20 protein-coding genes are annotated in these 22,843 nt (G+C 70.7%); 15 read left to right on the plus strand and 5 right to left on the minus strand.

Annotation, left to right across the window (positions count from 1 at the left end):
• Positions 1–38: 38 nt before the first annotated feature.
• On the plus strand, positions 39–1,538 hold the full coding sequence (locus QNA09_RS26335) for an MFS transporter (RefSeq protein ID WP_010594930.1): 1,500 nt from the start codon (positions 39–41) through the stop codon (positions 1,536–1,538).
• Positions 1,539–1,596: 58 nt separating this feature from the next.
• On the opposite strand, the gene QNA09_RS26340 is transcribed toward QNA09_RS26335, so the two are convergent.
• Both QNA09_RS26340 and QNA09_RS26345 read right to left on the minus strand, forming a co-directional pair.
• On the minus strand, positions 1,597–2,571 hold the full coding sequence (locus QNA09_RS26340; RefSeq protein ID WP_043822944.1) for an oxygenase MpaB family protein: 975 nt from the start codon (positions 2,569–2,571) through the stop codon (positions 1,597–1,599).
• Positions 2,572–2,576: 5 nt separating this feature from the next.
• A complete protein-coding gene (locus QNA09_RS26345) occupies positions 2,577–4,091 on the minus strand; it encodes an aldehyde dehydrogenase family protein (RefSeq protein WP_017681519.1) in 1,515 nt (504 codons plus the stop codon).
• A gap of 129 nt (positions 4,092–4,220) precedes the next feature.
• On the opposite strand from QNA09_RS26345, the gene QNA09_RS26350 reads away from it, so the two are divergent.
• Positions 4,221–5,372: an acyl-CoA dehydrogenase family protein gene (locus QNA09_RS26350; RefSeq protein ID WP_010594933.1), complete on the plus strand. Its 1,152-nt coding sequence runs from the start codon at positions 4,221–4,223 to the stop codon at positions 5,370–5,372.
• 3 nt (positions 5,373–5,375) lie between these two features.
• The gene (locus QNA09_RS26355; protein WP_017681520.1) at positions 5,376–6,044 is read left to right on the plus strand and encodes a GntR family transcriptional regulator; all 669 of its coding nucleotides are present in this window, start codon (positions 5,376–5,378) and stop codon (positions 6,042–6,044) included.
• A gap of 113 nt (positions 6,045–6,157) precedes the next feature.
• Here QNA09_RS26355 and QNA09_RS26360 read toward each other — a convergent pair whose 3' ends face one another.
• From QNA09_RS26360 to QNA09_RS26370, 3 genes are all read right to left on the minus strand, one after another.
• Positions 6,158–7,786 carry a transposase gene (locus QNA09_RS26360; protein ID WP_228287210.1) on the minus strand — a complete coding sequence of 543 codons (1,629 nt, stop codon included), beginning with the start codon at positions 7,784–7,786 and terminating at the stop codon, positions 6,158–6,160.
• A 207-nt stretch (positions 7,787–7,993) separates the two neighbouring features.
• Positions 7,994–8,470: a DUF4334 domain-containing protein gene (locus QNA09_RS26365; protein ID WP_017681521.1), complete on the minus strand. Its 477-nt coding sequence runs from the start codon at positions 8,468–8,470 to the stop codon at positions 7,994–7,996.
• A gap of 95 nt (positions 8,471–8,565) precedes the next feature.
• A complete protein-coding gene (locus tag QNA09_RS26370; protein ID WP_048773635.1) occupies positions 8,566–9,843 on the minus strand; it encodes a TetR/AcrR family transcriptional regulator in 1,278 nt (425 codons plus the stop codon).
• A 249-nt stretch (positions 9,844–10,092) separates the two neighbouring features.
• Here QNA09_RS26370 and QNA09_RS26375 point away from each other — a divergent pair, with 249 nt between their 5' ends.
• From QNA09_RS26375 to QNA09_RS26430, 12 genes are all read left to right on the plus strand, one after another.
• Entirely contained in the window at positions 10,093–11,076 is a 984-nt protein-coding gene (locus tag QNA09_RS26375) for a nitronate monooxygenase family protein (RefSeq protein ID WP_072786555.1), read from the plus strand.
• Positions 11,073–11,852 (plus strand): enoyl-CoA hydratase, encoded by a 780-nt coding sequence (locus QNA09_RS26380; protein WP_040273605.1) that lies wholly within the window; start codon positions 11,073–11,075, stop codon positions 11,850–11,852. The genes QNA09_RS26375 and QNA09_RS26380 overlap by 4 nt, the downstream gene beginning before the upstream one ends.
• Before the next feature lie 274 nt (positions 11,853–12,126).
• Positions 12,127–13,710 carry a fatty-acid--CoA ligase FadD5 gene (gene fadD5 / locus QNA09_RS26385; protein ID WP_048773639.1) on the plus strand — a complete coding sequence of 528 codons (1,584 nt, stop codon included), beginning with the start codon at positions 12,127–12,129 and terminating at the stop codon, positions 13,708–13,710.
• A 58-nt stretch (positions 13,711–13,768) separates the two neighbouring features.
• A complete protein-coding gene (locus tag QNA09_RS26390) occupies positions 13,769–14,578 on the plus strand; it encodes an ABC transporter permease (RefSeq protein ID WP_026137959.1) in 810 nt (269 codons plus the stop codon).
• Positions 14,578–15,438, plus strand: a complete 861-nt coding sequence (locus QNA09_RS26395; protein ID WP_010594942.1) for an ABC transporter permease — start codon at positions 14,578–14,580, stop codon at positions 15,436–15,438. The genes QNA09_RS26390 and QNA09_RS26395 overlap by 1 nt, the downstream gene beginning before the upstream one ends.
• Entirely contained in the window at positions 15,435–16,739 is a 1,305-nt protein-coding gene (locus QNA09_RS26400; protein WP_248957445.1) for an MCE family protein, read from the plus strand. The genes QNA09_RS26395 and QNA09_RS26400 overlap by 4 nt, the downstream gene beginning before the upstream one ends.
• The gene (locus tag QNA09_RS26405; protein WP_102031897.1) at positions 16,736–17,758 is read left to right on the plus strand and encodes an MCE family protein; all 1,023 of its coding nucleotides are present in this window, start codon (positions 16,736–16,738) and stop codon (positions 17,756–17,758) included. The genes QNA09_RS26400 and QNA09_RS26405 overlap by 4 nt, the downstream gene beginning before the upstream one ends.
• Positions 17,755–18,792, plus strand: a complete 1,038-nt coding sequence (locus tag QNA09_RS26410; protein ID WP_248957446.1) for an MCE family protein — start codon at positions 17,755–17,757, stop codon at positions 18,790–18,792. Before QNA09_RS26405 ends, QNA09_RS26410 begins: the two co-directional genes overlap by 4 nt.
• Positions 18,783–19,919, plus strand: a complete 1,137-nt coding sequence (locus QNA09_RS26415; protein WP_248957448.1) for an MCE family protein — start codon at positions 18,783–18,785, stop codon at positions 19,917–19,919. Before QNA09_RS26410 ends, QNA09_RS26415 begins: the two co-directional genes overlap by 10 nt.
• The gene (locus tag QNA09_RS26420; RefSeq protein WP_010594947.1) at positions 19,916–20,965 is read left to right on the plus strand and encodes an MCE family protein; all 1,050 of its coding nucleotides are present in this window, start codon (positions 19,916–19,918) and stop codon (positions 20,963–20,965) included. Before QNA09_RS26415 ends, QNA09_RS26420 begins: the two co-directional genes overlap by 4 nt.
• Positions 20,962–22,173, plus strand: a complete 1,212-nt coding sequence (locus QNA09_RS26425; protein WP_017681530.1) for an MlaD family protein — start codon at positions 20,962–20,964, stop codon at positions 22,171–22,173. The genes QNA09_RS26420 and QNA09_RS26425 overlap by 4 nt, the downstream gene beginning before the upstream one ends.
• Entirely contained in the window at positions 22,173–22,724 is a 552-nt protein-coding gene (locus tag QNA09_RS26430) for a hypothetical protein (protein ID WP_064065591.1), read from the plus strand. Before QNA09_RS26425 ends, QNA09_RS26430 begins: the two co-directional genes overlap by 1 nt.
• The last annotated feature ends 119 nt before the right edge of the window (positions 22,725–22,843 follow it).

The raw sequence follows: 22,843 nt of genomic DNA on the forward strand, positions 1-22,843 counted from the left end.
CTGGTAAACAATTATTCACCCCGCGCGGAGGAGGGCCGATGGCGTACGTGTCCACCCACCCCCTCCGGCTGCGCGGATCCCGGCCGGACCGGTCGCTCGCCGGGCCGCCCGCCCGCGGGGCGGCGACGGCGGTCGCGCCCCGGCCGTCGCGTTTCGTCTTCCCGATCCTCGCGGTCGGGGCGATCTTCCAGGCGATCATGCAGACGGTCATGGTGCCGCTGCTGCCGAGCATGCCGGCGCTGACCGGCGCCGGCACCACGGCCGTGTCGTGGCTGGTGACCGCCACCCTGCTGGTCGGGGCCGTGATGACCCCGATCTTCGGCCGGCTCGCCGACATGGTCGGCAAGAAGCGCATGCTGCTCGTCGCGCTCGTCCTGATGACCGTCGGATCGCTGCTGTGCGCGATCAGCTCGAACATCGCGGTCCTCATCACCGCCCGCGGTCTGCAGGGCGCGGGCGCGGCGGTCATTCCGATCGGCATGTCGATCCTGCGGGAGGAACTGCCCAGGGACCGCGTCGGACGCGCCGTCGCCCTGCTCAGCTCCACCCTCGGCCTGGGCACCGCGCTGGGCATCCCGTTCGCCGCCGCCATCGTCCAGTTCGCGGATTGGCACGTGCTGTTCTGGGTCACCACCGCGATCGGCGCGGCGGTGGCGACCGCGGCCGCGGTGTTCATCCGCGAGTCCCGCACCCGCACCGGCGGCCGGTTCGACGGCGTCGGCGCGGTCGGCCTGAGCGCCGCGCTGGTGAGCCTGCTCGTCCCCCTCACCCAGGGCAGCACCTGGGGCTGGACCAGCCCCGCCGTGCTGTCGATGTTCGCCGCCGCCGTCGTGCTGTTCGGACTGTGGGGATTCCAGCAGCTGCGCAACCGCAATCCGCTCGTCGATCTGCGGGCCTCGGCGCGGCGCACGGTCCTGATGCCGCACCTGGCCGCCCTGCTGGTGGGGTTCGCGTTCTACGGCAACACCCTCATCACCACGCAGTTGCTGCAGGCCGACCCCGACCACGGCGCCGGGTACGGGCTGCCGATCCTGCTCGCGGCCCTGTGCCAGCTGCCGGCGAGCTTCGCGATGATGTCGTTCGCCCTCGTCGCGGCGCGGTTGTCCGACCGGTGGGGCACGAAGGTCCCCATGCTGGCCGGCGCGTTGTTCCTGCTGGGCGGCTACTCGCTGCATGCGGTGCCCGACAAGCCGCTGTGGTCGGTGGTGGTGGCGCTCGGTGTCGCCGCCATCGGCACCACACTCGTGTACTGCACACTGCCGGTGCTGATCATGGGTGCGGTCCCGCTCGAGCAGACCGCCGCGGCGAACGGCGTCAACGTGCTGCTGCGCACCACGGGCAGCACGGTGTGCAGCGCCGTGGTCGCGACCGTCCTTGCGGCGCATCTGGTGAGCGGCGGCATCGCCGCGGCGGGCTTCTCGATCGCCTACCTGGCGTGCGCTGCCTGCGCGGTGGTGGTGTTCGTGGCCGCGCTCGCGCTGCCGGCGGCGAACCGGCGGCCCGTCGAGCACGTCACCTCCGAGGTGCCTTCCGTATGAGTAACGCCGGTCCGCCGCCCGCGTGCCGGCGGCGAACCGGCCTCCTCCCTCCCCGGGTCTAGTACTCCACGCCGAGGTCCCGCGGGCGGTAGCCCTCCGGGTACCCCGGATAGGTGCGGTTGCTCGGATTGCTCGCGGCCATCGAGGTCCGTCGTTTCGGCAGCCGGCGTACCACCGCCGAACGGGCCCGCAGCGCGGCCTCCGCGACGGCCCGGACCCGCGGGGACCCCTGCGGGAACCCGAATGCCGCCGCCATCCGCTCGTCGATGAGCGAGTACACGGCCGTGGCGACGGCGGGTGCGAGCACCTTCGGGTACCACGACTGGAACAGCCGCAGGGTGTAGGTGCCGATGCGGTGGTTGTCGTCGCTGTAGGTGAAGTGCTCGTCCTCGTAGTCCAGCTTGAACCGCTGGAAGTCCTGGTACGACTCCGGAATGTTCTTGATCCCCATCCGGATTCCGACCTGCCGGTAGAAGTGGAACGAGGCGAGACGCTCGTGCGGGTGCAGCCGCCGCCAGCCGTAGCGGTCGATCCAGTCGATCGGGTCGTAGACGAACGTCGAGAGGACGTAGAGCATGTCGTCGTTGTCGATCGAATACCTGCCGTGCATCCGGTTGACGTTGCGCAGCGACTCGCGACCCCGGTCGGAGTCGTACCCGTGCTCGACGAGTTCGGACATCAGGATCGCGGTGTCGTCGTAGCGCTTCTGCGGGCGGTGCTCGAACTCGCCGGTGCGGGCCAGCAGCGCGGAGATGCTCGGCACACAGTAGGTACGGAACAGCGCGAACTCGAGCGACCGCTGGTAGTCCCAAGGGAACTCGTACCCGGCGGTGATCCGCAGGATGTCCTGATGGTGGGTGACCGGGTCCAGGCCCTCGATCACCTTCAGCCAGCCGAATCGCCCGAATCCGGCGTGCGGGTCCTGGTTCGGCGCGGGGAAGGTGGCGGCCTTCTCGGTCCGGGCGTCGGGGCGGGCGACGACGGACGCCCCGCGCGTGCGTTCCCGGGTGCGGTCGGGGGAGGTCGACGTCATCCGCGTCACCGCCCGTGCCGGGTGCGGAGCATCCACGCGGCGATCTTCATGTCCCGCGCGGTGCGTTCGAGGGTGAGCAGGTTCAGCGGGGCCCGGAACCTCTCGACGGTCACCGACTTGGGGCGGCTGAATTCGCGCAGGCCGTCGGCGCCGTGGATGCGGCCGAATCCGGATTCGCCGATGCCACCGAACGGCAGCGACGGGATGCCCGCGAAACCGAGCACCGAGTTCACCGACACCATGCCGGTGCGCAGCCGGTCGGCGATCTTCCGTCCACGCGCGCGGTCCTTGGTGAACACCGACGCGCCGAGACCGTAGTCGGTGGCGTTGGCGCGCTCGACGGCCTCGTCGAGATCGCGCACCTTGTTGACCACCACCGTCGGGCCGAACGTCTCCTCGCACACCGCCGAGGACCGCTCCGGGACGTCGGTGAGGATCACCGGGTCGACGTAACGGTCGTGCACGGACTCGCGGCCGCCGACGACGGCGCGGGCGCCGTGCTCGAGCGCGTCGTCGATCTGGCCGCGCACGATGTCGATCTGCCGGGGCAGGGTCATCGGACCGTAGCTCGCGTCGTCGCTGCCGCCGGGGCGCACCCGCTCCATGGTCGCGGTGAGCTTGTCGAGGAACTGCCGGTAGACCGGCTCGACGACGTAGATGCGTTCGACGCCGGCGCAGGTCTGGCCCGCGTTCCCGAACGCTCCGAACGCGGCCATCTCCACGGCCTTGTCGAGGTCGGCGTCCTCCGCGACGATCATCGCGTCCTTGCCCCCGCACTCGGCGACGAGCGGGGTGAGGGTCTCGGCGCACACGGCCATGACCTTGCGGGCGGTGGCGCCGGAGCCGGTGAAGGCGACCTTGTCGACGCCGGAGCGGGCGAGTGCCGCCCCGGTCTCGCCGAGGCCGGTGATCACCTGGAACACCGGCTGCGTCGGGGCGAGCCCGTTCCACTTCTCCTCGAGCCACTTGCCCACGCCGGGGGTCAGCTCGGACGGTTTGAACACGACGGCGTTGCCGGCGGCGAGGGCGTAGGAGATCGAGCCCATCGGGGTGTAGACCGGGTAGTTCCACGGTCCGATGACGCCGATCACGCCGAGCGGCTGGTACTCGAGGGTGGCCCGCTGGTTGGCGCTGGCGAGACCGGACGGCACCGTGCGCGGGCGCAGCACCTTCCTGGCGTTGCGGGCGGCCCAGTCGAGGTGCTCGATCGCGAGCATCACCTCGAGGAAGGCGTCACCGCGGGGCTTGCCGGTCTCGGCGGAGACGAGGGCCGCGAGGGACTCGGCGTCGGCGGCGACGGCCTGCTTGAACTCGAGCAGCCAGTCGCGGCGGCCCCGGAAGCCCTGGTCGGCCCACCATCGGGCCGCCGAACGCGCGCGGTCGACGGCGGCGGCGACGTCGGCGGCACCGGCGATCGGATACTCGGCGAGGACGGATCCGTTGCGCGGGTCGAGACTCGCGAAGGTATCCCCCGGAGGGGCCGGGGACTGGGTATCGGCGGGCGTGAGTTCCTGGGTCATGGGCGACGCTTCCTTCGCTGGGTCACATCAAATATATTTGATGTGATTCACTGTCGTGGATATCACACTAGGCGGCGCGCCCGGTGTCGACAACCCCCCACTAATTGTCCAGGCCAGGAGGCCGATCCCATGCACACGAACCTGACGGAATTCACTCCCGAGCAGCAGGACTTCGCCGCAGCCGTCGCCGATTTCTGCCGACGGGAGGTCGGCACCCGCGAACAGCGAGACGCCCTCACCGACCACGGCAAGCACAGCCACAACCAGGAGCTCTACCGGAAGATGGCCGAGCTCGGCTGGCTCGGCGTGACGGTGCCCGAGGAGTTCGGCGGCTCCGCCGGCAGCACGGTCGACCTGTGCATCCTGCTCGAGCAGAGCACACGGGGCATGGCACCCATCGGGGGCATCGGCCCCACCCTCATCACGGGCGCCGCCTACGAGAAGTTCGGCACCCGGGCGCAGAAGGAGACCGTGCTCGGCGGCATCGTCGAGGGCCGATCCCAGTCCATCTCCATGTCCGAACCCGAGGCGGGATCCGACGTCGGCGCCCTGACCTGCCGCGCCGAGAAGGTCGACGACGGCTGGCTGATCAACGGCCAGAAGACCTGGTGCTCCAACGCGCACTTCGCCGACAACATTCTGCTCGTCGCCCGCACCGACCGCAGCGGCGCCAAGCATCAGGGCCTGACGATGTTCCACCTGCCGGCCGGCACCGCGGGGCTGAAGATCAGCGGCATCGAGACCATGGGCGGCAAGGAGGTCAACGACCTCTACCTCACCGACGTGCATCTGCCGGCGGACGCCGTCGTCGGCGAGGTCGGCAACGGCTGGACCCAGCTGATGGCCGGGCTGAACACCGAGCGGCTCATCCTGGCCGCGATGATGCTCGGCACCGCGCAGCGCGCCTTCGACGACGCCCTGCAGTTCGTCACCGAACGCAAGCAGTTCGGCCGGCCGGTCGGCACGTTCCAGGCCATCCGTCATCGCGTCGCCGACCTGGCCACCGAGATCGAGGCCACGCGCCTGCTCGTGTACCGCGTCGCGCGGCTCGTCGACGACAACCCGGGCACGTTGTTTCCGCGCGAGGCGTCCATGGTCAAGCTCAAGGCCACCGAGGTCGCGAAGAAGACGGCCCTCGAAGGCATGCAGATGATGGGCGGATACGGGTACGCCACCGAGTTCGACATGGAGCACCATGTCCGCCGGACGATCGTGTCGACGATCTTCGGCGGCACCAACGAGATCCAGCGCGACATCATCGGCAAGAGCTACGGGTTGTAGACGATGGCGGCACCGGCCCGTTCCCTGCGGCGACGGCCTCAGCTCTCGGAGGAGGTCGCGATCCACCTGCGGGGCCTCATCATCTCCGGCGCGCTGCGCTCCGGCGACTTCGTGCGGCTCGACGAGACCGCAGCCGAACTCGGGGTCAGCGTCACCCCGGTCCGGGAGGCGCTGCTGACCCTGCGGGGGGAAGGTCTCGTGGAGTCGGTGCCCAACCGCGGTTACGTCGTCTCGCCGCTCGGGCGGGGCGACGTCGCCGACATCTTCTGGCTGCAGAAACAGATCGCGGTGGAACTGGCGGTGCGCGTGCTGCGGGTCGCGGACGCTGCGGACCTCGATCGGCTCACCGCGCTGAACGATGCGCTGCGGTGCGCGGTCTCGTCGTCGGACGCCGACCGGATCGCCGCTGCGGAGTTCGAATTCCATCGCGAGGTCAACCGGATCGCGGACAGCCCGAAGCTCGCCTGGTTCCTCTACAGCGCGGCCCGCTACACCCCGTACCGGCTCTACACCGCGGACCCGGAGTGGGGCCGGTCGGCCGTCGACTCGCACGCCCGCTTGATCGACGCGTTCCGCAGGGGGGACCGCGACGAGGTGATCGCGCAGACCGCGGGGCAGTTCGACGATGCGGTCCGCCGGCTGCTCGAGCACCTGGACCGGCGCCCCGAGTGACCGAATGTGACATCCGGTCGATCACACGGGCTGTTGCGAAATCGCCGAGGGTCCGCGACCGCGAACCAAAGCGCCGGTCCCGGGGCGGGGTCTCCCGCCCCGGGACCACCGCCTCACACAGCGGCCGGCAACCCGCCCCCACCCACCGCAGCGAGGATCTTGCCGATGTTGTGCACCGCGGCATGAAAACTCCACTCACCACGGGCACGGACCAGTCCCCGGCCGGTGAACCGCCGAAAATTCAGATTGTGTTTGGCATGCCCGAACGGAGTCTCGGCAATGTGAGAACGCTTGCGGTAGGTGGCGATTCCCTCCTCGGTGCGCAACCGGTGGGCCATCACCTCGACCGGTGAAGCCTCGACCGGCGCCGGCCCAGACACCGGTGTGTGCCGGGCCGCGTGTTCGAGGTGGCGGGCCTTGCCGCGGGCGATCAACCGGTCCGGTCCCGGCGCGGTGATGTTGGCTTCGGAGAAGTACCCGGCATCGGCGAGCAGCATCCCGATCCCCTCGCCGTCGGTGCCGTCGGTGCCGTCCGTATCGGCGGTGCCGGTGGGGCGGGCAGCGATGATCGACCCGGCAGCGGCCACCGCCGCCTGCATCATCGGCACGAACGTCGGCGCATCGGTGGGATTGGCCGCCACCGACACCGCCATGATCAGCCCGTCACCGCTGGTCACGGCCTGACAGTTGAACCCCTGCACCCAGCCGCCACCACGCAACGGTTGCAACCCGGACTCCGGGTCGGTGGTGTTGACCACCCGCTCGGGCCGGCCCTCGGTGTCGGCATCGGCTCGTGCCGCCGCGACCGCAGTCGCCGCCGCCGCTGCGGCGGTGGCACGAGCCAGACGTGCCCGGGCCTTGATCACCTTCGGGTCCTGCCCGGCCGGCCGGATCACCCAGCCACCGTATCGGTGGCCTTTCGCTGCCGCTTCGGCCCGCCGCTGCTCGTACCGCCGAACTTTCGCGGCATGGGCAGCCAGGGTCTTCTCCAACGCCAGTTCCGCTGCCGCGACCGCCGCCGAGGCGGGCGGGGCACCCATCGGCATCTGCCCGCCGCGGGCCTGCTCGAGATACAGACGGGCCGAGGTGTCCTTGTCGGCCCGGGCCTGCTCGTCGGCGGCGCGGGCAGCGTCGAGTGCGGCGATCGCCTCGCTGATCCGCGCTGCCCGTGACCGGGGGTCGGTCAACGCCGGTGGGACCGAACCGGGACCGCGGTCGCCGTGATCGTGGGGTTCGTCTTCGGCGGCATCGGTGGCCGCATGCGCGGCCACCGCTGCCGCCGCCACTGCTCGGGCGTGGGCGGCGGCTTCGGCCCGCACCGACGATTCGGTGCGGTTGGCGCCGGCCGAGGCGTTGGAGGCGATCTTGACCGAGTCCAACGCGATGGTCTCCAGCCGGCCCAGTCCCAGGGCTGCAGCCAGCAGCAGGACCTGGGTGAACAGGTCTTCGCAGGCGGTGGCGTGGGTTTTGCGGAACCGGGCGATCGTCACGTGATCGGGGATGTCCTGGGCGCAGATCACCCGGTAGGCCACGTCCTCGGTGCACAGCCGTTCGATGCGGCGGGAGGAGCGTTCCCCGCGGGACCAGGCCCACACCAGCAAGGTGAGCAGCATGTCCGGGTGGTAGCCGGCACGGCCGGCGCCACCGGTCTTGGCGGTCCGATGGAATGCGGTGGTGTCGATCCGGTCGATGATGTCGATGACCGTCCACACGGGATGGTCGGTGCCGAGCCAGTCGCGCATGTCCGGGGGGATCAGGAACTGCTGGTCACGATCGACGGGTCGATATCCTTTGGCCACCAACGGATTCTACACGAAACCGCAGGTCAGCCCCGCCGTGACATGACGGGGCCGACCCACGATTCTGCAACAACCCCCACATCGACCGGATGTCACATTCGGTCCTGTGGAGCGTGGGGGTGTCCGGCGGAAGGCTTGCGGTGCAGGGGATTACAGCGCGATGTCGCGTTCGAGACCGAACCAGTAGTGCTCGCCCGCGTCGAACACGAGCCCGCCCTTGCCGTTCATGACGCCGACGAGCGTGTCGTCGTCGGCCTTCTTGAAGTGGTCGAACACCGGCATACCGTCGTAGACCATGGTGGCGGTCACCTCGCCGCGGAACCGGACCTCCCACAGTGACGCCTCGCCGCGCCCGGTTTCGACGTCGGAGTAGAGCTCACCGCTCGCGTCCCGGCACATCAGCGGCTGCACGTCGTGGGCGGCGGCGAACTGCTTGCCGTACCACCGGGCCTTGCCCAGCAGCGTGTGGGTGCGGTGGCCGGTGTCGAAACTGAATCCGCGCCAGCGGTATCCGACGAGATCGTCGATGCGGGCGGGCTCGAGGCGCGCCCACAGGTCGTCGAGTTCGCGCGGCGAGATCGTGTCGGTGCGGCGGCGCAGTGCGGCCAGCTCGTCGGCCACGGTCATGGTCACTCCTGACGGTCGAAGGTGAGTACTGCCTCGACGGCATCGCTGCGGGTCCGCGCCGTACTCCCGCACCACCGCGGCGAGTGCCGTGCGCGTCACGCGTCCGCCGCCGGGTCGCCGAGAAGGGTCGCCAGCATGAGCTGTTGCACGCGGGTCTCGTTGGCGGGGGTGGCGTCGAAGTGCAACAGACGTCCGACGTCGAGCACGAGGTTGAGCGCGGCGTGCACCAGGAATCGGCACTCGACGGCGGACAGGGCCGGACGTACCTCGCCGAGCAGGCGGGCCCACTCCTCGACGTTGAGCCGCTGGATGTTGCGCAGGTCGGTGCGGTGTGCATCGGGCAGGTTTCCGATCTCGGTGAAGTACACGACCATCAGCTCGCTGCGGGCGAACGACAACTGGACGTACACGCGGGTCAGGGAGCACAGTGCCTCGGCCGGGGTTGTGGAGTCGGCCAGCGTGCCGTTCACGGCGACGGCGAGCCGGTCCGCGGCCCGGTGGAAGGCCGCGGCGAGCAGGTCGGCCTTGCTCGCGAAGTGCCGGTAGACGCCGGAGGCGTTGATGCCGGCCGCCGCGCCGATCTCCTCGATGCTCACGTCGTGGTACCCGCGGGCATAGAAGAGCAGGATCGCTTCGTGCAGCAGCACCTCGCGCTTGTTGGCGACGGCGAGGCCCGGGACACGGGCCGGCTCGTCGTGTGACCGGTCGGTCGTCGCCGGACGGACACGCGCGACCGACCGGCAGGCCTCGAGCAGCAGCCGCTCGATCCGGCGGTTGGCCAGCGGGGCGCGGTGTGCGGTGATGCTGCCGACGACGCTGAGCATGGCCGCGCTGAGGATGACGTTGTCCGGTTCCGGGAGCCCGGGTCGCAGGGCCGCCAGCGCGGCCCCGATCCGGCGGTTGACCCCCCAGATCTCTCGCCGGACCGCGTCGCGGTCCGGCGCGGTGAGATAGCGGCTTTCCCATCGGTAGAGCCCGGCGGTGCGGCGGCATTCGACGGTGGTGCGGATCGCGGCGAGCAGCAGGCCGTCGAGGCGTTCGCCGGGGTCGGCGCTCGAGGGGCTCGCGGCGTCCGCTTCGGCGACCGCCGTCCCGAGCGTCGTGCCCAGGCTCAGGGCGGCGTCGCGGAACAACGCGTACTTGTTGGGAAAGTGCCGATAGAGGGCGGGGCCGGAAATGCCGACCGCGGCAGCGATCTCGTCGATCCCGACACCGTGGTACCCGCGTTCGCTGAACGCCTCGGCGGCGACCGCCGCGATCTGTGCCTTGCGGTTCTTCGGCCGTCGTCGCGGAGCCGGTGCTCCCTCGGTCGCCGTGCGGGCGGTCGACCGTGTCCGCGTCGCCCGCGAACCGGCCCGGGTCTGCTCCGCCACCGTACCTCCATTCATGCCGGGCGTGATGCCGGCAGCCTATCGCACACGTTAGCGGCCAACACCATATCCGCGTCGGCGAATCGGAGGGCCACGCCCCACGGAAAGGCCAGCGGAGAACCCTTGACAAACGCGGTTGCGCACCGCGAAAGTTAACGAGCATTCCCGATGTCACCACGGTGTCCGGCCGCTGCGCCGGACGTGTCCGTCCGATGCGCGTCGCGGCGCAGGTCCAGGATCCGAGGAGGTCCAGTGAGAACCCGATTCACCGAGGCATTCGGGGTCGAGCACCCCATCGTCCAGGGCGGGATGATGTGGGTCGGCCGCGCCGAACTCGTCGCCGCCGTGGCCGAATCCGGCGCTCTGGGCTTCCTGACCGCGCTCACCCAGCCGACGCCCGAGGACCTCGTGAAGGAGATCGCCCGGACCCGCGAGCTCACCGACAAGCCCTTCGGTGTCAATCTCACGATCCTGCCGTCGATCAACCCGCCGCCGTACGCCGAGTACCGGCAGGCCATCGTCGAGTCGGGTATCAAGATCGTCGAGACCGCCGGGTCCAACCCCGTCGACCACCTGCCCCACCTGAAGGACGCCGGCGTCAAGGTCGTCCACAAGTGCACGAGCGTGCGGCACGCGCTCAAGGCCGAACGCGTCGGAGTGGACGCCGTCAGCATCGACGGATTCGAGTGCGCCGGTCATCCCGGCGAGGACGACGTGCCCGGACTCGTCCTGATCCCCGCCGCCACCCGGCAGCTGCAGATCCCGGTGATCGCCTCGGGTGGCATCGCGGACGCCCGCGGCCTCGTCGCCGCGCTAGCCCTCGGGGCGGACGGGGTCAACATGGGGACCCGGTTCATGTGCACCGTCGAGTCGCCCGTCGCGCATGCGGTCAAGGAACAGATCGTCGCCAACACCGAACGCGACACCCGGCTCATCTTCCGCACCCTGCACAACACCGCCCGCGTGGCGGCGAATTCGGTCAGCGCGGAGGTCGTCGAGATCGAATCGCGCGGAGCGGAGTTCGGCGACATCGCGCACCTCGTCGCCGGCGCCCGGGGCAGGAAGGTGTTCGAGGACGGCGATCTCGAGGCGGGCATCTGGACGGCCGGACAGAGCCAGGGCCTGATCGACGACATCCCGACCGTGGCCGAACTCGTCGAGCGCATGGTGTCCGAGGCGGAGTCGATCATCGAGGACCGGCTCCGCGGATTCGTGGCACAGGGGGTCGGGGCGTGAGCACACCGACCGGGGAGGGGCTGCGCTCGGAACTCGCCGACGGCATCCTGCGGCTGACCATCGACCGGCCGAAGCGGATGAACGCCGTGGACCTGCCGACCATGCGGGCGCTCGGCGCCGCGCTGGACGAGGCCGGCCCCGATCCCCGGGTCCGCACCGTCGTCCTCACCGGTGCGGGAACGGCGTTCTGCACCGGCGCCGATCTCGCTGCGGCAGCGACGAACCCGGCCGATCCGACCGAGGTCATGGACGTCGCGAACGCGGTGATCCGATCCATCGCGACGGTTCCGGTGCCGGTGATCGCCGCCGTCAACGGCCCCGCCGCGGGCGTGGGCGTGTCGATGGCTGTTGCGGCGGACCTCACCTATGCCGCCGAGAGCGCCTATTTCCTGCTGTCGTTCGTGAACATGGGGCTGATGCCCGACGGCGGAGCGAGCCTGCTCGTCCCGGCGGCGGTCGGGCGTGCGCGGGCCGCGGAGATGGCGCTGCTCGGCGAGCGGGTGTCGGCCGCGGATGCCGACCGGTTCGGCCTCGTCGCGCGCACCCTGCCCGACGCGCAGTTCGCCGCGCATGTCGCGGACGTGGCGGCTCGGACGGCGACGAAACCACGGCGCGCTTTCGAACTGACCAAGCGGGCACTTCATGCCACCACGCTCGGCCTGCTCGACGACGCGCTGGCCCGGGAGAAGAGCGGCCAGACCGAGCTGCTCGCCTCGGCGGACTTCGCCGAGGCGGCCATGGCCATGCTCGAGAAGCGATCCCCGCGTTTCCCCTGACGACAGGCCGTGCACTTACCGGCGCGGGAACCCCGGTCGCCGCCCGGCTGCGTCCCGGTCGGACTGCCCTGTTAAGACGTTGGGCGACAATATCATTCGATGCGAGACGCGCTCCGTGCTGCGGGCGCCCGCGCCCTCCTCAACCGGTTGTCTCCCTGAGAATCACCATTAACAAAATGCTGGCCGAACAGGGGCGCTGCCTGTAATGTGCCTCACATCGAGAACCCGGATCGCGTCCCGTCGGCACCTCCGCCACGCCCCGAGAGGAATCCTCATGGTCACCGCCTCCACCCTCGCCGAGACCCAGCGCCTGCGTCGCAACAACTGGAACAACCACCTCGAGCGGCACGCCCTGATGATCCCGAACCGCACCGCGCTGCGGTTCCAGGGCCGGTCGATCACGTGGGCGGAGCTGCACGACCGGGTCGAGCGGCTCGCCGGTGCCCTCGCGCGGCGCGGCGTCGGCTTCGGTGACCGGGTCGTCGTGCTCATGCTCAACCGCCCCGAATACCTCGAAACCGTGCTGGCCGCGAACGCTCTCGGCGCGATCGCCGTGCCGGTCAACTTCCGTCTCACCGCGCCCGAGGTGGCGTACCTGTCGAACGACAGCGGGGCCTCGGCGATCGTGGTCGAGGCACCCCTCGCTCCGCTGGCCGCCGCGGTCCGCGCGGAGAGCGACGGGCTCGGCCTGTCCATCACCGTCGGCGGGGCCCCGGACGGCGACAGCCTCGCCTACGAGGACCTGGTCGCCGAGACCGGCGAGCCGCACCCGGCGGTCGACGTTCCGGACGACACCCCGGCCCTGATCATGTACACCTCCGGGACCACGGGACGGCCCAAGGGCGCGGTGCTCTCCCACAGCAACATGTCCGCGCAGGCCCTCACGTGCATCCGTGCGTTCCACCTGTTCGACGAGTCCGGCGTCGGGTTCTGCGCCTCGCCGATGTTCCACATCGCGGCTCTCGGTGCGATGGCACCCAACCTGATGCTGGGCGTCGCCACCGTGATCCATCCGGTGGGGGCGTTCGACCCGAACGAGCTGCTCGACGTCCTCGAGGCCGAGCAGGTCACCAACCTGTTCCTGGTGCCGGTGCAGTGGCAGGCGGTGTGCGCGGCACAGCAGGCGAACCCGCGGAAGCTGGCCCTGCGCAACATCTCCTGGGGCGCTGCGCCGTCGTCCGACACGATCCTGCGCGCGATGGCCGAGACGTTCCCCGACGCGTCGAACGTCGCGGTGTTCGGCCAGACCGAGATGTCACCCATCACCTGCGTGCTCGACGGCGAGGACGCGCTGCGCAAGCTCGGCTCCGTCGGCCGGGTCATTCCCACCATCCAGGCGCGGGTCGTCGACGACGAGATGAACGACGTGGCCCCCGGTGAGGTCGGCGAGATCGTCTACCGCGGACCCACCATGATGAGCGAGTACTGGAACAACCCGGCCGCGACGGCAGATGCGTTCCACGGCGGCTGGTTCCACTCCGGCGACCTCGTGCGCGTCGACGACGAGGGCTTCGTCTACGTCGTCGACCGCAAGAAGGACATGATCATCTCCGGCGGCGAGAACATCTACTGCGCCGAGGTCGAGAACGTGCTGTTCTCGCATCCGAAGATCCTCGAGGCCGCCGTGATCGGACGTCCGGATCCGAAGTGGGGCGAGGTGCCGGTCGCGGTGATCGCGTTACGGCCCGGCCACGACGATCTTCCCCTGGACGAGCTGCAGCCGTTCTTCGACGAGCGGCTCGCCCGCTACAAGCATCCGAAGGACGTCGTGATCGTCGAGGCCCTGCCGCGCAACGCCAGCGGCAAGGTCGTCAAGCACCAGCTGCGCGGCGGCCTGTCGGCGGTCGTCCAGGGCTGAGACGCCGAGGAGCCGTCGGGGGACGGGAGGCCGCGATGACGCGTACGGGGGTATGGGAGTGACGTTCGAGCTGCCCGAGGCGAGGGGGCCGGTGCACGACCTGGCGATCCAGGTCGGTGCGCTGGTCGGGTTCTCCGTGGAGACCCTCGCCACCACCGTGCGCGTCGTCGCCGGCCGTCGACTCTCGCTCCGCGAGACGATCACACAGGCGCTGTTCGTCGCGAAGGTGTGCAGCGGCCCGGCGCTGCTGTTGATGCTGCCCGTCGGCGTGCTCATCGCGGTCTCCGTCGGCTCCCTCGCCGGCCGGCTCGGCGCCGGCGGGTACTCCGGCGCGATCGTCGCGTTCGTCGTGGTGGGTCAGGCCGCGGCGCTGGTGTGCGCACTCATGCTCGCCGGCGTCGGCGGCTCCGCGATCTGCGCCGACCTGGGTTCCCGCACCATCCGCGAGGAGATCGAGGCGATGGAGGTGATGGGGCTGAACGTGGTCGAGCGGCTCGTCGTGCCGCGGCTGCTCGCCTCGATCCTCGTGTCGGTGATGCTCTGCGCGCTCGTCACGCTCGTGGGTGTCGGCGGCTGCTATCTGTACGAGATCTACGTCGACGACGCCTCGGGCGGTGGCTTCCTGCGCACGCTGACCGAGTACGGCCGGCTGTCGGATTTCGTGATGGCGATGGTGAAGTCGGCGTTCTTCGGGATCACCTCCGCCCTCATCGCCGCGTTCAAGGGCCTGCACGCCAAGGGCGGCCCGAGCGGCGTGGCCGACGCCGTCAACGAGGCCGTCGTGCTCGCCTTCGTGATGGTGTTCGTCGTCAATACCGTGCTGTCCCAGATGTACACCGTGATGGTGCCGGCCGTGGGGACCTACTGATGCTGTCCCATTCCACCGTCACCCGGGTCCGCGGCGTCCACCGGTCGGTGACCGGCGTCGTCGACGGGTTCGCCACCGTCGGCCGCCACGTGCTGTTCGGGATACACACGGTCGCAGGCATTCCCACAGCGCTGCGCCGGTACCACAAGCACGTGACGTACCACGTGGGGGAGGTCGGCTTCGGCTATGCCTCGCTGCTCGCCGGGGGCGGCACCATCGGCATCGTCTTCGCGATGTCCGCGGTCGCCGCGATGATGGTCGGCGTCGAGACCCAGCGCGGCCTCGAGCTGATCGGCATGACGTCGCTGTCGGGAATGCTGTCCGCGATCGCCAACACCCGTGAACTCGCCCCGGTCGTCGCGTCCGTCGCGCTGGCGGCGAAGGTCGGCACCGGCTTCACCGCCCAGCTCGGCGCCATGCGGATCTCCGACGAGATCGACGCGCTGGACGCGATGGCCGTGCGGTCGGTGCCCTTCCTCGCCAGCACACGGCTGATCGCGTCCGCCGTCTGCGTGGTCCCGATCTACATGGTCGGCCTGCTGTCGGCGTACGTCGCCACCCGGCTCGTCGTCGTCACCTTCCAGGGCAACTCCGCGGGCACCTACGACTACTACTTCCACCTCGCGCTCGGCCCGTCCGACCTGTGGTACTCGCTGACCAAGGCCGTGGTGTTCGCGATGATCGTGGCACTCGTGCACTGCTCCTACGGATACCACGCCACCGGCGGACCGGAGGGGGTCGGTCGCGCGGCCGGGCGCGCGTTGCGCACCAGCATCCTGGCCATCGGTGTCACCGACGTGGTCCTGACGTTCGCGTTGTGGGGGCTCGTGCCGACCGTGCCGGGGATGGGGCTGTCGTGACGACCCAGCAGGCGACGGCGTCGGGTCCTGCCGTCACGGCGCCGCCCCCACCGCGGCGCGAGAGCCGTCGCCGGCGCCGAGACGGAACCGGCAGGGCGGGAGCGGCTCTCGTCGGGGTCGTCGCCGTCGTGGTCGTCGCCGTCGCGGGGGCCCTGCTCGTCGCCTCGGGGTCGGGCGGACTCTCGCGCGAGCCGGAAGTCACCGCGGTGGTCCCGGCGGGCGCGGGAGTGATCCACGGTGCCGCCGGGGTGCAGTACCGGGGCGTGCACGTCGGCCGGCTCGTGCACCTCGAGGCGGGCCTCGCGAGTTCACGGATCACGATGCGACTCGACGCCCGCGCGCTCCGAAACATTCCCGCCTCGGTGCAGCTCCGCATCGTGCCGCGCACCCTGTTCGGCGACGTCTTCCTCCAACTCGTCCCGGCCGCGGACCCTGCAACCGGGCCCCGCCTGCGGGCCGGCACACAGATCCCGGTGGACACCTCCGCCGAGGCGGTGCAGCTGGCGAACCTGTACTACACCACCACCGATCTCCTGCGGGAACTGCGGCCGGACCTGCTCGCCGTCACCCTCGACGCGATGAGCCAGGCCCTGGCGGGACGGGGCGAATCCCTCGGCCGCACCCTCGACCGCAGCGTCGCGCTCACCGAGCAGCTCGGCCCGCTGATCGACGAGGGACTGGCCTCCGCACCGCAACTCGCCGCGGTGACCGAGTCGACGGCCGCGGCCACCGACGACATGGTCGCGACCCTGCAGAACGCGGCGGAGCTCTCGGAGATCGCCCTCGAACGCCGCGACGGTGTGGCACGCCTGCTGCGCGGCGGAGCCGCCCTGGCCGCCGACGGTTCCACCCTGATCGCGCAGAACACCGAGCGGATGATCGCCGTCGTCCGCGACGGTGCGCCGGTGCTCGAGACGTTCGCGGCCGACACCGTCGGGCTCGACGACACCCTGCGGCATCTCACGACCTTCGGCGACGCCGGCGCACGAGTCTTCGCGACCGGGCGGTTCGACATCACCGCCGTCGCGGACTTCTCGGATCCGATGCCGTACACCGCCGCCGACTGCCCCCGGTATCCCGGCATGGACGGCGCGAACTGCGACGATCCCGTCCGGACGAGCCCGATCGACCGGCAGCCCGTCCTCTCGGCCGCCGCGGAGCGGGAGCCGCTGGGATACCTGGAGCAGATCGCAGGTGGTGCCGACCCGTCCGATCCCGCGGCCACGGGGACGAATCCGTCCACCGCCGCGTCGATCCTGCTCGCGCCGCTCGTCCGTGGCACGGAGGTGGAAGTCTCGTGAACTCGCTGCTCGGACCGGGAGTGCGCCTCACGGCGTTCTGCGCCGTGGGAGTACTGGCGGCGGTCGTCGTCGGCAACACCCTCGACAGGACGATCGCCGGGTCCACCCGCGCATACTCCGCGGAGTTCACGGACGTCGAGGGGCTCGGCCCCGGCAGCGACGTCACGCTCGCCGGTGTGCGGGTGGGGCGCGTGTCCGACGTGACACTCGCGCCGCAGGACGACGGAACATCAAGAGCAGTAGTCGATTTCGAGGTGGAATCGGAGTTCGAGCTCACCACGGACGTCACTGCCGACGTGCACTACGGCGACATGATCGGCGTCCGGTACGTCGCGCTGACGCTGCCCGAGGACGGAACCGGCACCGTACTGCCCGACGGTGGCACGATCCCGGTCGGGCAGACGTCGCCGCCGGTCGACCTGACCGCGCTCGTCAACGGGTTCGAGCCGCTGTTCGAGGCGATCGATCCCGCCCAGGTGAACACGCTCGCCACCGCCGTCGTCGAGGCGTTCCAGGGGGAGGGCAGCACACTGGATTCGCTGCTGCTGCACATCGCGTCGGTGAGCAGCGACCTCGTCGAGCACGAGCAGATCTTCGACAGCCTCGCCGCCAACCTCGAGACGCTCGTCGCCGTCGCGGACCGGCGCAGTACGGACGTCGGTCGCCTGATCTCGGGACTGGCCGTCGTCAGCGACGCCCTGGCCGGGGACGGCGATCAGCTCGCTGTGCTCGTCGAGCGCGGCTCCACCTCCGTCCGTGCCGCCGCCGCACTCGTCGCCGGCGCGACGGCCCCGCTCGCGAGCACGGTGACCGACCTGCGGGCGATGACCGACGCGTGGATCCCCCGGACCGGACAGTTCGATCAGGTGATGAGCGGCCTTCCGGAGCTGGCCGGCAACATCAACCGCATCGGCGACTACGGCGGCTGGCTGAACCTCTACATGTGCAACTTCACGGTGAAGAGCCACGACGCCGAGGTCAACCTCTTCGGCCCGGCCTACTCGGAGGTGTGCCGATGAGCGCCGTGCGACGGATCCGCGACGCCGCACTCGCGATGCTCGCGGGCCGGCACGATCGGACCGCCGACCCGCTCGTGGTGGGGGCCGTCGGCATCGTCCTCGTCGCGGCGGTGATGGCCGTCGCCCTCGCCGCACCGCGGGTCACCTACCTCCTCCGCACCGACGAGTACACGGCGGAACTGGCGAACGCGGCGGGGCTGCAACCCGACGACCCGGTCTACGTGGCCGGGGTGCCCGCCGGGCGGGTCGAGGACCTGCGGCTGGGAACGGACCGGGTCGTCGTGACGTTCCGGGTGGACGGCGGCCAACCGCTCGGCGATCGCACTGCGGCCGAGGTGAAGCTGAAGACGATCCTCGGCAAGCTCTACCTGTCGGTGACTCCGGCCGGGGCCGGGGAACTCCCCGAGGGCCGGATCCCGCTGGCACGCACCTCCGTTCCGTACAGCCTCGACCAGATCGCGGCGGACGCCGGGCAGGTGGCCCGCGATCTCGACGTGCCCGGACTCGAAGCGATGATGCGGACGCTCGCCGACACCGTCCCGTCCGACTCGGCCCAGCTCGCCGACGCCCTCGCCGGCGCCACCGCCGCAGCAGAGATGCTGTCGCGCAACGACGCCCGCATACACTCACTGCTCGAGGCGTCGCGCTCGCTCGCCGCGATCGTCGCCGGGCAGAGCGAGGACGTCGCGGCGCTGGTGCAGAACGCGACCACCGTCGTGTCGGTGCTCGCCGCCCGCAGGGACGCGCTCGGGCAGCTCGTGGCGGACCTGCGCCTGCTGACCGAGCGCACCGCCGCCTTCCTCGAGGACAACTCCGCGGAGATCGACGCATTGCTGGTCAACCTGCGTTCGGTGACCGACACGCTGAACCGCAACGCCGAGAACATCGATGTGCTGATGACCCGTCTGCCGCCGGCGCTGCGTGCCGCCGCCGACGCGTCGGGCAACGGCAACTGGGTCGACGTGCACGCCCCCGCCGGCCCCATCCCCGACAACCTGCTGTGCGCGCTCGGCGTGATGGAGGGATGCCGGTGACCACCACCCGGACGGCAGTGACCACCCGGACAACCTGGGCGCTCCGCGGGTTCGCGATCGGCGTCGTCGCGGTGGTGTGCGCGGCGGCGGCCTGGTACGTCTTCGTCGGCACCGATCGTGCCCGGACCGTGACCGCCGAATTCGCGTCCGTGAGCGGTGTCTATCCCGGCAGCAAGGTCGCCGTCCTGGGGCTGCCCGTCGGCACGGTCGAATCGGTCGAGCCGGCCGGCACCGTCGTGACCGTGACGATGCGGATCCCCGACGACATCGTCCTGCCCGCCGACGTCTCGGCCTTCGTGATGAGTCCGTCGATCATCAGCGACCGGTTCGTCGAACTGAGCCCGGCCTATGCGGGCGGGGCCCGGTTCGAGGACGGTGACGTCATCCCGCCCGAACGCAGCCACGCACCGATCAACTGGGACGAACTGCTCGAGAGCGTCGACACCATCGCGGCGGCGCTCGGGCCGGACGCCGGCGCGCTGGGGGCGACCCTCGACCTGGCCGCCGGTGCCACCGCGGGGCTCGGACCCGAGATCAACCGGGCGCTGCGTGCGGTGGGTGCCGCGAGTTCCGTCGTCGGCGCCCGATCCGAGGACATCGGGGCGCTCGTCGACGACCTCGGGATCGCGGTCGAGGCCGTGAACGCCCGTCAGGGCTCGCTGTCCGAACTGGCCACCGGGTTGTCCGACCTGGGCGCCGAGCTGCAACGGCAGAACCTCGACGTCGCCGGGCCGATCGGCCGGCTGACGACGATCCTGGACCGGCTCGACACCCTGCTCGGTGCCCGCGGGCAGGACATCGACGCCGTCGTCGCCGACGCGCAGGTGCTCACCGGGCTGTTCGCCGAGCACCGTGCCGATCTCGCGGAGCTGCTGGACGTGCTGCCGCTGACGATGCAGAACATCGACAACACCATCGGTGAGAACACCACCGCCCGCATCCGGCTGAACATCTCCACCCGGATCGGTCAGTTCCCGCGGGCGAGGGAGCTGTGCGAGCGGGAACAGCTGCCGTTGTGCACCGGAGCGGGATTCACCAACCCGATCACCGTCCCGATCGACCTGTCCGATCCCTTCCGGGATCTCGTGCCCCAGTCGCTGGACCGGGCCCTGGGAGGCGGCCGATGAACCGGCGCACGGCCGGGCTCGCCGCCGTCCTGGCCGCGGCGGCGGTCGCGGCCACGGGGTGCGGCGTGGGCCTGCAGCAGCTGCCGATCGGGCGCAGCGGCGAGGGCGAAACCTACCAGGTGACAGCGGTGTTCGACGGGGCGGACCGCGTCGATCCCGGCACCGAGGTGCGCGTCGGGCAGGCCGTGGTGGGCCGCGTGCGGTCGATCTCCACGGACGGCCGCCGTGCCTTCCTCGAACTGAGCATGAGCGAGTGGGCCGAACTGCCCGCGAACGTCGCCGCGTCGGTGCGGCTGCCGTCCGCGCTCGGCAGCCCGTTCGTCCAGATCGACCTGCCCGGGCAGCCGTCACCGGAGCCGCTCGCCGACGGGGACGTCATCGAGCGGACGGAGCGGGGCCCCGAGCTCGAGGCCACGTTCGCGATGCTGGGACAGATCGTCAGCGGCAGCGGCCTCGACGAACTCCGCACGATCACCACCGAGCTCACGACCGCGTTCGGCGGTCGCGGCGACAAGATCCGCACCCTACTCGAACGGATGGACCGGACGATGGCGCTCGCGGCCGGCAACGGCGATCACCTCGCCCGGACGCTGCGCGCCGCCGACGACGTCACGGCCCGGCTGGCGCAGCAACAGCAGCTGATCGACGACGGCATCGCGAGCAGCGCGGAGATCGTCGACCTGCTCGCGGCGCAGGAAGCGGACCTACGGTCCCTGGTGTCGAGCACGTCCACGATGCTGACGTCGCTGGACGCGATCATGGCCGACTCCGGCCGGATGGGCGGATCCGTCGACGACATCGCCGAGATCCTCGCCGGAATCCGGGACTTCAACCGGACGGTCGGCTCTGCGCTGACCAACATGGATGCCTTCGTCGACGGGTTCAACCGGTCCGTGCACGGCGACTATCTGCTGTTCGACGGCGCGTTCGACGTGCCGGGAGCGATCGACATGCTGCTCACGGGCGGCGTCCCGATGCCCGCCGCCTCGCCGCCGGTCACCGTCCCGTCGGGGCTGCCGGACCTGCTCCAGGGAGGACTCCGATGAAACGGCCGGTGCTGGTGCAGGTTTCGCTGTTCGTCGTGCTCGGTCTGCTGGCCACCGCGTTCGGTGTCCGCTACGTCCTCGGCCCGCAGAGCATCGGCGGTGGCCTCGAGGTGCGAGCGCACCTGGTCGACGCGCGCGGTATCGGTCCCGGGACGACGGTGACCTACCGTGGGGTCGCGGTGGGGGAGATCGACTCGGTGACGATCGACGACGGCGGTCGCGGGTCGACGGCGGTGCTCACGCTGGATCCGGACACCCGGATCCCCGTGGGCAGCACGGGCCGCGTCGCGACGGCCACCGCGATCGGCATCATCACCCTCGACATCGAACCGCAGACCGCCGAGGGTCCCTATCTCACCGACGGCGACACCCTCGAGGTGCCGGCGGACGCGCAGGGACTGCGGCTCGACCAGATGCTCGTCCGGATGAGCGCACTCGTCGAGAGCATCGATCCCGGATCGGTCGCGACGCTCGGCGAGACCTGGGGCACCGCACTCGCGGGTACGGGGCCCGACCTGCAGGCCCTGCTCGAGAACGCCGATGCACTCTCGACGATGGCGTCGGAACGGGCGCCGACCCTCGCGGCACTGCTGGAGCAGGGGGTCGACCTGGTGAACACGCTCGCCGAGAACTCCGGCACCTTCCCGGGCGCGATGCGGGCCGTGCGGGACGTCTCCGACCAACTCGCCGGTAGCCGGGACGCGCTCGTGTACCTGCTGGACCGGTCGCCGGAGGCCCTCGCGAAGACGGAGCGGTTGTTCGCCGACACCCGTGACGACTACGGGCTGCTGCTGACGAACCTGGTGACCGTGGGCGACGTGCTCGCCCCGCGCACCCCGGCCCTGGCAGCCGGCCTCGACTCGATCCCCGCGGCGCTCGGCGACCTGACCTCGGTGGTCGAAGGCGACCGTGGCGACTTCTCGCTCGTCGCCACGCAGGGGCCGGTCTGCTACTACGACACGCAGCGCCGCACTGTCGGCGACGAGAGCCCCCGCACCCCGAACCTGTCCCTGTACTGCCCGCCGGGCGAGGATCTCGCCCAGCGCGGCGCCCGCGTCGCGCCACGACCCGACGACCTCGGCCTGCAACACCAGACCACCCCCGCAATGGTGACCGGACCGGACATGGCGGAGGATCCGCTGCTCGTCCCCACCGGCGTCGAGGTACTGCAGTACTGGCAGAAGCTGTTGGAAGGACTGGGAAACTGATGCCGACCACCGAATCCACCACCGAATCCGCCGTCGACGACACCGCCACGCCCGCGCCGCCGGAGACGGCGCCCCCGGGCTCCCGGCCGCGGCGACGGCTGCTGCTCGTCCTGATCGTGCTGCTCACCGCGGCCGCCGGCTTCTGCGGCTTCCGGTGGTGGCAGGCCGAGCAGGCCGAGGACCTACGGGCCGGTGCGCTCGAACGGGCGCGGGAGTACGCGATCGCGCTCGGCACCTACGACTACCGGCACTTCGACGATGCGCTCGCCGCGGTCACCGACGTCTCCACCCCCGAGTTCGCGGACAAGTACCGCGCGGTGGCGGGAGACCTGCGCGGGCTCGTGGAGAACGGGCAGGGCGTCTCCGTCGCGACCGTGTCGCACGCCGCGGTCGAGACACTCGACGCGGATCGCGCGACGGTGCTCGTGTTCCTCGACCAGGACGTGAAGAACGTCGCGGTGCCGGACGGGCGGGTCGACGCGACACGGTTCCTGATCACCCTCGACCGGGTGGACGACCGGTGGCTGCTGCAGGGAGCGGACGCGAAGTGACGATCTGCGAGGTGGCGACGTGGCGGACCTGACCGGGTCCGGCGACGGAGCATCGGGCCGGAGGCTCACGCAGGCCGCGCTCAACGCGGACGCCACGATCGCCCGGGTGGAAGCGGGTG

Origin of the sequence: Rhodococcus sp. AH-ZY2, from assembly GCF_030916465.1 — a bacterium.
Lineage (GTDB): Bacteria > Actinomycetota > Actinomycetes > Mycobacteriales > Mycobacteriaceae > Rhodococcus > Rhodococcus ruber.

Excerpts from the sequence above, each read along its gene's own strand:
- QNA09_RS26425 (WP_017681530.1), top strand. The coding sequence starts at position 20,962 with ATGAAACGGCCGGTGCTGGTGCAGGTTTCGCTGTTCGTCGTGCTCGGT.
- QNA09_RS26365 (WP_017681521.1), bottom strand. The coding sequence starts at position 8,470 with ATGACCGTGGCCGACGAGCTGGCCGCACTGCGCCGCCGCACCGACACG.
- QNA09_RS26415 (WP_248957448.1), top strand. The coding sequence starts at position 18,783 with ATGCCGGTGACCACCACCCGGACGGCAGTGACCACCCGGACAACCTGG.
- QNA09_RS26340 (WP_043822944.1), bottom strand. The coding sequence starts at position 2,571 with ATGACGTCGACCTCCCCCGACCGCACCCGGGAACGCACGCGCGGGGCG.
- QNA09_RS26360 (WP_228287210.1), bottom strand. The coding sequence starts at position 7,786 with ATGCGCGACTGGCTCGGCACCGACCATCCCGTGTGGACGGTCATCGAC.
- QNA09_RS26335 (WP_010594930.1), top strand. The coding sequence starts at position 39 with ATGGCGTACGTGTCCACCCACCCCCTCCGGCTGCGCGGATCCCGGCCG.
- fadD5 (WP_048773639.1), top strand. The coding sequence starts at position 12,127 with ATGGTCACCGCCTCCACCCTCGCCGAGACCCAGCGCCTGCGTCGCAAC.
- QNA09_RS26410 (WP_248957446.1), top strand. The coding sequence starts at position 17,755 with ATGAGCGCCGTGCGACGGATCCGCGACGCCGCACTCGCGATGCTCGCG.
- QNA09_RS26395 (WP_010594942.1), top strand. The coding sequence starts at position 14,578 with ATGCTGTCCCATTCCACCGTCACCCGGGTCCGCGGCGTCCACCGGTCG.
- QNA09_RS26355 (WP_017681520.1), top strand. The coding sequence starts at position 5,376 with ATGGCGGCACCGGCCCGTTCCCTGCGGCGACGGCCTCAGCTCTCGGAG.
- QNA09_RS26350 (WP_010594933.1), top strand. The coding sequence starts at position 4,221 with ATGCACACGAACCTGACGGAATTCACTCCCGAGCAGCAGGACTTCGCC.
- QNA09_RS26345 (WP_017681519.1), bottom strand. The coding sequence starts at position 4,091 with ATGACCCAGGAACTCACGCCCGCCGATACCCAGTCCCCGGCCCCTCCG.
- QNA09_RS26420 (WP_010594947.1), top strand. The coding sequence starts at position 19,916 with ATGAACCGGCGCACGGCCGGGCTCGCCGCCGTCCTGGCCGCGGCGGCG.
- QNA09_RS26430 (WP_064065591.1), top strand. The coding sequence starts at position 22,173 with ATGCCGACCACCGAATCCACCACCGAATCCGCCGTCGACGACACCGCC.